Annotated in this window: 10 protein-coding genes; 4 read left to right on the top strand and 6 right to left on the bottom strand. The window is 51.9% G+C overall.

Annotated elements, in window-relative coordinates; genetic code table 11:
* Positions 1-190 precede the first annotated feature (190 nt).
* Both CSQ89_RS17805 and CSQ89_RS17800 read left to right on the top strand, forming a co-directional pair.
* Complete coding sequence (locus CSQ89_RS17805; protein WP_099407433.1) at positions 191-1,846, top strand: S8 family serine peptidase; 1,656 nt, start codon at positions 191-193, stop codon at positions 1,844-1,846.
* 240 nt (positions 1,847-2,086) lie between these two features.
* Positions 2,087-2,713, top strand: coding sequence for an outer membrane beta-barrel protein (locus CSQ89_RS17800; RefSeq protein WP_099407432.1), 627 nt, complete (start codon positions 2,087-2,089; stop codon positions 2,711-2,713).
* Between the two features lie 160 nt (positions 2,714-2,873).
* On the opposite strand, the gene CSQ89_RS17795 is transcribed toward CSQ89_RS17800, so the two are convergent.
* The 6 genes from CSQ89_RS17795 to CSQ89_RS17770 all read right to left on the bottom strand — a co-directional run bounded on the left by CSQ89_RS17795 (position 2,874) and on the right by CSQ89_RS17770 (position 6,602).
* Positions 2,874-3,554, bottom strand: coding sequence for an AI-2E family transporter (locus CSQ89_RS17795; RefSeq protein WP_139022810.1), 681 nt, complete (start codon positions 3,552-3,554; stop codon positions 2,874-2,876).
* Positions 3,555-3,670: 116 nt separating this feature from the next.
* Entirely contained in the window at positions 3,671-3,886 is a 216-nt protein-coding gene (locus CSQ89_RS17790) for a hypothetical protein (protein WP_099407430.1), read from the bottom strand.
* A 52-nt stretch (positions 3,887-3,938) separates the two neighbouring features.
* Complete coding sequence (locus CSQ89_RS17785; RefSeq protein ID WP_158229031.1) at positions 3,939-4,733, bottom strand: OmpA family protein; 795 nt, start codon at positions 4,731-4,733, stop codon at positions 3,939-3,941.
* Positions 4,734-4,930: 197 nt separating this feature from the next.
* Positions 4,931-5,284 carry a DUF4398 domain-containing protein gene (locus tag CSQ89_RS17780; RefSeq protein ID WP_099407428.1) on the bottom strand — a complete coding sequence of 118 codons (354 nt, stop codon included), beginning with the start codon at positions 5,282-5,284 and terminating at the stop codon, positions 4,931-4,933.
* A gap of 319 nt (positions 5,285-5,603) precedes the next feature.
* Positions 5,604-5,924, bottom strand: a complete 321-nt coding sequence (locus tag CSQ89_RS17775; protein WP_099407427.1) for a BON domain-containing protein — start codon at positions 5,922-5,924, stop codon at positions 5,604-5,606.
* A gap of 102 nt (positions 5,925-6,026) precedes the next feature.
* Positions 6,027-6,602 (bottom strand): hemerythrin domain-containing protein, encoded by a 576-nt coding sequence (locus CSQ89_RS17770; protein WP_099407426.1) that lies wholly within the window; start codon positions 6,600-6,602, stop codon positions 6,027-6,029.
* A gap of 185 nt (positions 6,603-6,787) precedes the next feature.
* Here CSQ89_RS17770 and CSQ89_RS17765 point away from each other — a divergent pair, with 185 nt between their 5' ends.
* Entirely contained in the window at positions 6,788-7,075 is a 288-nt protein-coding gene (locus CSQ89_RS17765) for a hypothetical protein (protein WP_099407425.1), read from the top strand.
* Between the two features lie 377 nt (positions 7,076-7,452).
* Positions 7,453-8,898 carry an RNA polymerase factor sigma-54 gene (rpoN, locus tag CSQ89_RS17760; RefSeq protein ID WP_099407424.1) on the top strand — a complete coding sequence of 482 codons (1,446 nt, stop codon included), beginning with the start codon at positions 7,453-7,455 and terminating at the stop codon, positions 8,896-8,898.
* Positions 8,899-9,285: the final 387 nt, after the last annotated feature.

The following is a 9,285-nucleotide window of genomic DNA, read 5'->3' as shown; positions in this document are numbered from 1 at the left end:
CTTGAATGCCTGAGCATCAAGACGCAGAAGAACCCATTCGCACTTTGCCGCAAGTTACTGATCAACGCCTCCCGCGCGGCTTATGATCAGTTACAGCTGCTTCTCGCAGCTACTGCGTAACATCAGACCCTAAGTCACTGCAATACTTATTCACTTCTCCTGCAGAAAATGATTGCGGAGTTTGCACCCCATGATTTCATTTGAACGTTTTGTAAGGGTCAAGGTTGTTCTATTTGTGGGCGTTGCACTGACCAGCTGTGGCGGCGAGACGAATACAACCGATCCGCTCTATCCCTATCAGTGGCATTTAAAGAATACCGGGCAGGCGGTGTTTGCGGATATCCGCCCCAAACCTGGCATCGATTTGAATATGGGCACGCTGTACGAGCAAGGTATTACGGGCAAAGGCATCACGATTGGTATTGTCGAAGATGACGGACCGTATTCTGAGCACGAAGATTTAAAGGCAAATTTGCGGGTGGAAGGCTCAACTTATCCGCTACAGGAAAACGACCATGCTAAGACCCACGCTACCGCTATGTCGGCCATCATCGCGGCAGTGGCAGGCAATGGAATAGGAGGGCGTGGCGTAGCGCCAAGCGCCAAGATTGCCGTCGGGATGCAAAGAAATATACCGGTCAGAGTGATCAATAACAGCGCAGGCGGACAACCCCCGCTGTTCCTACCGAATAGCGATAGCGATGACGCGTCATTGCATGTCCCGCTCACGCCATTGATCGTTAAAGCCGCCGGAAATTCATTCTTAGAAATTGTTCCTGGCTCAGAGGCTGAATGTGACAACGCGACGCGAAGTAGCGGTGTCAGTTGCGTCGTGGCGAATACAGACCTGCTCAGCAATATGCCGATAGCGATTGTGGTGGGGGCAGTCAATGCGCTGGGAGAAAAGGCTTCCTATTCATCTACCGGATCGGTTCTATGGGTTTCAGGTTTGGGCGGTGAAAAGGGATGGCAACGGCAATATCTATCAAGCCAGGAGCCGATACCAGAAAAAGCGCAGCGCTATCCCGCACGGTATTTTTCGCCAGCGATCGTTACGGCAGACGGACCGGGTTGTACCAAAGGCCTGAATAAACAAGGTAAGCAATACAACGCGCTTGATTCCGGCAGTCCTTCTTTAATCGACCCCTCATGTAACTACACCGCGATGGCGAATGGAACGTCCTCCGCTACGCCCATGGTCTCTGGGGTGATTGCATTGATGTTACAGGTCAATCCTCGCCTCAGTTGGCGTGACATCAAATACATCCTGGCAACAACGGCCAGAAAAGTAGATGAGCAGCAACAGGATATCCGGTGGAACGACATGACACTAGAGACAGGTTGGACTAGAAACGCAGCGGGTCATCTATTCAGCAATTGGTACGGCTTTGGCCTTGTCGATGCTACGCGGGCCGTAGATATGGCTAGAAATTTTATTGGATTGCCCAACTTGTATATAGGTAGCTGGCAAGCCGATTCGGGCACCGCCGTCCCTATTCCTTATCGACGTGAGGATGCGGGCTTTTCTCCGATTGATATGAGAGACAACGTAAAAATCGAGACGGTTCAACTCCAGCTTAAAACTACGAGCAAGAATCCAGGGAATTTACGCATCGTTCTCATTTCTCCCTCGGGTACACGCAGCACCATCTTGCCCGCACTGACCTACCTTATACCTACTCCCGATGGATTTTCGATCGACCTTACCGCCAGCAATGCATTCCTGGATGAGCCATCACAAGGACGATGGCAGCTTCAAATCGTCGACATGGTGGAGCCCTCGTCTGAAACCAGCCAGACGCTTACCTTCTGGAAGTTACGTGTTTTAGGTCGTGAATTAAGCTAAAGAACCTATAAAAATCCCCGCAAGCCTATTTTTTTCTACGTCAACATGAAATCGGCAAAAGTCGGATCAAACCCGTTAAACAGCAAAAATTACAAGTTTTTGCCGTTTTTTACGCAGCGATGCTTCATTTCTTCAGATCTAGCCACAAAAAATAGCCAAATGGTGAGGCATAACACTTGCTCCCTATATCACCGTGGCAGATTTGTAATCTGCTGTCTTTAACTTTTACCGGAGTTAGTTATGTCTACACTCAAAATGCTACGCCAAACGCTTCCGTTTGCCCTAAGTGCCTTGGCTATTACAGCGACAGCAGCTACTAACGACTACCGTAGCACCTATTCCGACGACGCCAATGCCAGACCCTATTCCTGGATTCCCTACACGTCATATGGCTATGTCGGGGCAAATCTCGGTAAATCCAAATATGACAACCCATGTAACACGCTATTCGAATGTAAAAATCCGAAATTCGCCGGAAAATTTTACACAGGTGGATTATTTTCCCGCTTATTTGGGGTGGAATTTGCCTACGTGAATATGGGCAAATTTAAACTGAATGGCGGTGAAGCAAAAGCCCAGGGGGTGAATCTCAGCCTAGTAGGTAATCTGCCCATTGGCGATATGTTCAATATCTTTGGTAAGGCAGGTGGGACATATGGCTGGACCAAGACAACGGCATCGCCACTAATGGTTGGATACCAGACCGGTAAGCAAAAAGGTGCAGCGCTAACTTACGGCGGCGGTGTGGCGGTGGATGTGAATAAGCAAAACCAGGTATTGGTAGAATGGGACAGGCAGAAATTTAAATTCAAAGATGATGCCCACGCAGTCAACATGTATACGATAGGTTGGAAGTATAAGTATTAATCTACCCGCAAAAAATAAAGCCATCCTTCACGGGATGGTTTTTTTAATTATTGTTTCTATGCAATCCAACAGGCTGTCGTCTTAGTCACACTTCGCCAACAAGCTTTTAAACGAAGGCGGCGAGGTGCCATTGGGCGTTAAAAGTGCACAAAGCAGACGGTTACGCCGCCGCCGTAGAAAACACCGGATGCCAATCAATCAAGATGGGTACAGCCAGAAAAGCCCCGCTGCCCCTCCCCCCCAAAGCCATGCCCATACCAGTACGGAAAAGAAAATGGCGAGCTGACCTGAGTTGCAACCGCCGTCCAACAACCCTGGGGCTGATCCAGTTGCTTTCCACCGCGATAATCCCAGCAAAAGCCGCTACGGGCACCAACATACTGCCCAGGTCGTTGAAATTCGTCACCCCCGTCAGGGTCAACAAAATAGCGGTCGCCATCGGGCCAAAGTAAGGGATGAAATTAAGGCACACCGGCCACCGCTCCCCACAATGCAGGATGAGGTACGCCGCCATGGCTATACCGGTTGCTACGCCCAAGCCGATATTGAGCATACCCATGGTGGCAAGAAAATGGCCTATCTCCCGCTGGGCTTCCCGCAATCCGCCCAGCACCAATGCCCGCTGGCGTCGGTTGGGCAATGCAGTGACCAAATGGGTAATGATCCACCGCTCAGAAATAAGCAACAGATAGGTAAGTATCAGCGTCGCCAATACAGAAAACACCAAAGAAGCGACATGTGTCAGCACCACGCCCATAAAAGCAACGCTTTCACTGGCCAACTTGTCTTTAAGCGGATCAGCCGGCACCAGCAATGCCTGAGGCGCTCGACTCGGTAACACCGTGGGCGACGCCAGAAGGGGTACGGCACACTCCGTAGACGGTCGAATGATTCGACAAGCTGATGGAGGTTGTTGGGGGTACTTTCCCACCACTCCACTGCGGGTGGGCAAGGAACTCACAGGTCAACGATACCGCGCTGATCAAGCCCCCCCATCACCACGGCGGCACCGATGTAATTAGATATGCCCAAAACATGCAACCGCCACACAGGCCGCGCCAACGTGAAGACCAACACGCCAGCCAGGGCCACCGGTATCAAAATAGCCTTGGCTGTCTGCAGGAAAAAAACTACTGCGATGGCAACCAAGGCTTTTCCAACCCAATTGGCCATGAACGTCATTGCGTGGGACAACCGGGTAAGGGATGTTTCGGGCTAACTCATATCAACGTGCTTTCAACTGACCCTGCGCATCAGAAACCACAATTTCCACCCGTCTGTTCTGCTGGCGGCCAGAAGCATCATTGTTATCCGCCACAGGGTAGCTTGCACCATAACCTCGGACTTCAATCCGCGTGGACTCAATATTTTGTGCTATCAAAGCTTTCTTGATTTCTTCCGCACGGCGCTCAGACAATGTCTGGTTATACTCTGTAGGACCCGTACTGTCGGCATGGCCCTCCACCAATACACGCCTTTCTGGATAATCACGCATCACCATCGCCAACTTTCTCACTGCGGTAAGACCGCTTGGTCGCAAGTTGGCGCGCCCGAAGTCAAATAACACATCATTGAGCGTCACAACCAAACCACGATCGGTTTGCTTGGCGGCCAACGCCTGCTCCAACATTGCAACACGTCGACTTTTGCTGTCGGCTTGCTGCTGTGCATCGCTGGCAAGCAACCTCGCCCGCTCGAGCGATGCTTGCGAAGCCTGCTTATCGGCATTACGGCTGGCAGCTGTTTCACGTGCAATCTTGATACGTTGCTGAGTCAGGTAAGACAAGTGCCGCACTTCATCCACGTCACGGTCCTTCAGCCATATTTTTTCCCCCTGGTTAAGCACCAAGCGTGCGCGTTCCAATTCCGAAGCTGCATTCTCTGCCACCATCGCGTCGGAACTTGCTTCAGCATATTGTCGTTTCGCCAGTTCCAGGTCCGGATTAAGTGGCGGTAAAGACTGACATGCCGCCAATAGAACAACGGCGATCAATAAAAGATGGGGGCTGATGATTTTCATTTCCAGTTTCTCCTGATTCACAAGAACCGGTTCAAAGCGCATAGCGAGCAACCCTTAGCACAGCGTAGAAACCCAAGTGCACCAAGGCAGAAGATGATTTCAAGCAACGTATGAGCCCTCACAAGTGACACGCAGTAAGTCATTGAACCGTTTCTAAGGTAATGGGGTTGCAAGACGGATGGGCCAGGGATACAGATCTATTCCTTCCCAAACGTGCGATTGGCTTCATTCATTTCCCTCACTCGTTGGGTACCCTTGGCGGCAGCAGCTTTGGTTTGCGCCAGTTGGGCGTCTGCCTCGGCTTCCGCAGCCCAACGGCGCGCTTCCACATACTTGCGGCGCTGCACGGCGGCCTGCGCTTTGATGAGCTTCTCGCGCGCCAGGGCCAAGTCAGCGGCGGCATAATGCCCCGCACCGGCATGCTGTGCGTTATTGATGATCGCTTGGCTCACCACCAATTGTTCGCGCGGTAACGGAACAGCAACACAACCCGCCAGCGCAATCAGTAACACACCCATCACCACACCATCATTTTCATGCTTGATTCTCATGGCACGCCTCCAAACAAAGTCTTCAATCACATCAAAAGCACAGCAGTCCTAATGCCCCGCCACATAAACAACAGAAAACGCTAATACTCAAACAAGGCAGCAGGTTTCGTGCCATACCCCGATGAAGTACTTTGCTAATCCTTCTCCAACTCTTTTCTCCCTCGCCAAGAACCAATAAGTAAGATTTTCAGCAAAATAGGCAGGGTTTACATCAGAACAAGGTCAAAATGAGACCCATAAAAGAATTCGGCGCAGCGACTCAACAAAAGAAGTCGCTGCGCCGCAGGGGAGTGAAGCGCGGGGGATGGATACGGCTTGATTAACTGGTAGGCGGCTTAACAATAATGTTATTGCGCACATCCTTGACATCAGGCACATCGCGGGCGATTTGACCAGCCTTGCTCTTTTCAGTCTCGCTGACGGCAAAACCTGACAAATCAACGATGCCCTTCAGGGTTTCGACATTTATACGCATCGCACCCACTTGAGGGTCTTTAGCGAAACGCGCCTTCACGCGGGTGGTGATTGTGGTGTCATCGACATATTGGCCAACAGTGCTTTGACCACTGGTGACAGCGCAGGCACTCATCCCAATACACGTCGAGAGCGCCAAAGCGAGGGTGATTAGCGATTTATTCATGGATTCATTCCTTTCATGGATTAATTCCTTTTTTGTCGATTTAGCAAGCTGTCGCCCACGGCACGTATAGGGTAGCAATTACTGCACCAACGAAAAAGCGTGTCAATGCAAAACCGTTTTGGAGGTATCTGACTCAAATAAAATAAACGTATTGCCATTGGTTGTGTAACGCTGTTCAGCTTCCAACTGAGTTTCCAATTCTTCGCGACGTTCTTCCATTGCCGCCAGCATTTGCATCCAATCCGGGCCCGTCTGCCGCAGTTGGGTAAACATACGGTTCATTTCCTTATGGATGTGCTGCCTCACGTATTCCCCTAACACCGAAAATACAGCGTCGCACTGCCCCAGTTGGCGGCTGCTGATATCCCGAAGTTCAGCCACCAACACGCGTAACGTCAGGTGCTCGATCACCCCTTCGTCCACCAAGCCCGGCTCGCTTAGATAAGCCCGTACCGCCGGGTAGAAAATGTCCTCTTCAACGGCTGCGTAAATCTCCAGCAGATCGCACATTTCCTCCATCAGCAGGGGGCCGATTTCTTCTCTTTCAGGCACGCTCAGGTAAGCAAACTCGTGAAAACCGTTCTTCAAACGTTGGTGGTCATCCATCAGCAGCCGGAATACGGCTAGGCGAGCATCTGCCGAATTGAGCGGATCGTAAGGGGAATTATCGCGGGACATGGCTTTCTCCAAGTAATAATAAATAGGTGGGCATCGCTGGCGATACAAGCTGCAAACACCGTACCTGAAGCCATTTACTACGGCTGCCACCCCATGAACGCTTTACAAACCAAAACGTAAATCCTGCGCCAGGAACAGCACTTGCCGGTTGGTGACTAGCCCAATCAAACCAAGGAGCAGTCACCATGCGTGCATACAACTCTTGGCTACGCGCCAGTAAACGCCATCCCGCCGACCTGCCACAGCCACGCCGTGTTGACCCGGTACTGGGCGTGGAAGCTACCCCCAAATTACCGCATGAACGTGACCAGTCCCTCAGCAGCCAGGCCAGCCGGCCACGAAAGGTGATACGCCAGGCGCAACAGGACATAGACAATGGCTTGGTGGATACGGATAGGCGCAGCAGTTACGGGATGGGAGACGACGTGGGTTTACGTAGCAAGCGTCACCACAGCAGATCCAATCCGAGGTGACGCGTCGAAGACTGCCGTTGAATCGACAGAATCTTCATCCCATCGCCTACGGCAGTTGGCGGAACAGCGGCAAGGCTGGCACATCGATTGCTCATGATGAGCATCCCCACTCCCCTGTCCAGTACAACCAACGCCGTGGGACAGGCAGGTGTTCGAACTGAAATCCGTTGGTTAGGCAACCCGCCGGCGCTTGGGCGTGGATGAGTTCTCCCTCAGCTTTTCTTCCACACCCCGAATACCGCTGCCGCACACTGACGGAAAGCACCTACCCGAGGAACCGAGTAGGGCCATCCACACAAGCATTGCAATAAAGACGAACAGATTTACCGTGCGTGGCACAGCACATCGAACAAGGCCACGTCTTATCAGGAGGTAGCATGAACGCACCGTCATTCCACTTGGAACACCGGCAAAATCAGGTACTTACGCCCCGCCTGCAGCAAGCTGTCAGGCTTTTGCAGCTTTCTACGCTGGACTTCACCCAGGAATTACAACAGGCGCTTAGTACTAACCCTTTCCTGGAAATGGAAGAGCTAGAAGAATCGGGTGTGGAAGAAACCGCCGATATGGCAGACGGGGCGGACCTGTTCGATGCTGAAAGCCCTGTTGATGCTGTGACAGAAGCACCGCGTGATGATGGCCTCGACCCATTTCCCGAGAGCGAATCCTGGAATCAGGCAGGCAAAGATAGGCGCGACGGTGGCGAAGACACGCTCGATCTCCTTGACTTGGCGCATAGCGAAATCTCTTTGCAAGATCACCTTCATACCCAGCTGAATGTACTGCACCTTTCAGACCGCGACCGGCTGCTGACCGCCTTGGTCGTGGAAGCGTTGGATGATGATGGCTATTTGCGGGTGGCGTTGGATGAGCTCCGTGCCGTGGTAGATACAGAGCCCGCGGTGGATGAGTCGGAAATGCAATTCGCGTTGAAATTGGTTCAATCGTTGGACCCAGCGGGAATCGGCGCACGCGATGCGCAGGAATGCGTCCGTCTGCAGCTGCTCGCACTGCCCGACAGCAAAATTGCCACGCAGGCCATTCGGATTCTGGATGAAGAATTCAAACGCCTAGTGCAACGTGATATCAATGGGCTCGCCCATGTTCTCAATTGCAGCCCTGCAGCGGTGGAAGAGATCCTTGCGTGCATTCGCCGGCTGGAACCTCACCCGGGTTGGGCCTTTGGCAACCATACCGCGGCTTTCGTGACGCCCGATATCGTCGTACGGAGAGTGGATGATCAATGGTGCGCCATGCTTAATCCAGCAGCGGTACCCAAAATCAGGCTTAACCAAATGTACGCCGACCTGTTTCAGCAGCACCGTGAATCACACCACGCGGATTTGAGCACCCACCTACAGGAGGCACGCTGGACAGTGCGTAATCTGCAGCAGCGATTCAGCACAATCCTTCGCGTTGGTCAGGCCATCGTCCAGCGCCAGCAGCACTTCTTCGAACACGGCACCCTGGCCATGCAACCTTTGGGACTGAGAGATATTGCTGAAGAGTTGGAACTGCATGAATCTACCGTGTCACGCGCCACCAACAACAAATATATGGCTACCCCGGCCGGTATATTTGAATTGAAGTACTTTTTCTCCCGTGCGCTCAACACCAATCAGGGGAGTTGCTGCTCAACCACCGCCATACGCGGTGCAATCAAGGAAATGATTCAGTCAGAAAATAGCCAAGCTCCCCTGTCTGATGCAGAAATCACGCGTCTGCTCACCCAGCAGGGTTTGCAAGTGGCGCGCAGAACCGTCACCAAATATCGGCAGATGATGCACCTGCCATCGGTGGATATGCGCCGGCAACACGCTTAGAACCTGTTTGATCTTACTGCGCAGTCGTGATCAAGGCTCATGTGCCGCTCGAAATCCTCTTGTATTAGTCCGGCAATGTGAAAGCGCATATAGGCTTACAGTACAAAATTCCTAATGCATTGTTTTAAAAAATCTTTTGTCTTTGTTCATATGCACTATTTAATTGCCGCCTTAATACAAAAGTACATTCCGGTTTCTGCGCTGCGCTTCACCCTGCTGACAACTGCTCGTGACTGATCGTAAAACCAGGTTTCTTAGAATCTGATGTTACGCAGTGCATACGATAACCTGTCGCCATGAAGAACAAAGAACTCGATTTGTACACCGACTATTTGCTGAGCACGTTTGGTGCGGCGACAGCAACGGGCTTGTCGGCGATGGTAGGTG

Source organism: Chitinimonas sp. BJB300, from assembly GCF_002735695.1.
GTDB lineage: Bacteria > Pseudomonadota > Gammaproteobacteria > Burkholderiales > Chitinimonadaceae > Chitinimonas.
This window is presented reverse-complemented; position numbering and strand designations above follow the sequence as displayed.

Excerpts from the sequence above, each read along its gene's own strand:
- rpoN (WP_099407424.1), top strand. The coding sequence starts at position 7,453 with ATGAACGCACCGTCATTCCACTTGGAACACCGGCAAAATCAGGTACTT.
- CSQ89_RS17765 (WP_099407425.1), top strand. The coding sequence starts at position 6,788 with ATGCGTGCATACAACTCTTGGCTACGCGCCAGTAAACGCCATCCCGCC.
- CSQ89_RS17785 (WP_158229031.1), bottom strand. The coding sequence starts at position 4,733 with ATGAAAATCATCAGCCCCCATCTTTTATTGATCGCCGTTGTTCTATTG.
- CSQ89_RS17775 (WP_099407427.1), bottom strand. The coding sequence starts at position 5,924 with ATGAATAAATCGCTAATCACCCTCGCTTTGGCGCTCTCGACGTGTATT.
- CSQ89_RS17800 (WP_099407432.1), top strand. The coding sequence starts at position 2,087 with ATGTCTACACTCAAAATGCTACGCCAAACGCTTCCGTTTGCCCTAAGT.
- CSQ89_RS17805 (WP_099407433.1), top strand. The coding sequence starts at position 191 with ATGATTTCATTTGAACGTTTTGTAAGGGTCAAGGTTGTTCTATTTGTG.
- CSQ89_RS17780 (WP_099407428.1), bottom strand. The coding sequence starts at position 5,284 with ATGAGAATCAAGCATGAAAATGATGGTGTGGTGATGGGTGTGTTACTG.
- CSQ89_RS17790 (WP_099407430.1), bottom strand. The coding sequence starts at position 3,886 with ATGGCCAATTGGGTTGGAAAAGCCTTGGTTGCCATCGCAGTAGTTTTT.
- CSQ89_RS17770 (WP_099407426.1), bottom strand. The coding sequence starts at position 6,602 with ATGTCCCGCGATAATTCCCCTTACGATCCGCTCAATTCGGCAGATGCT.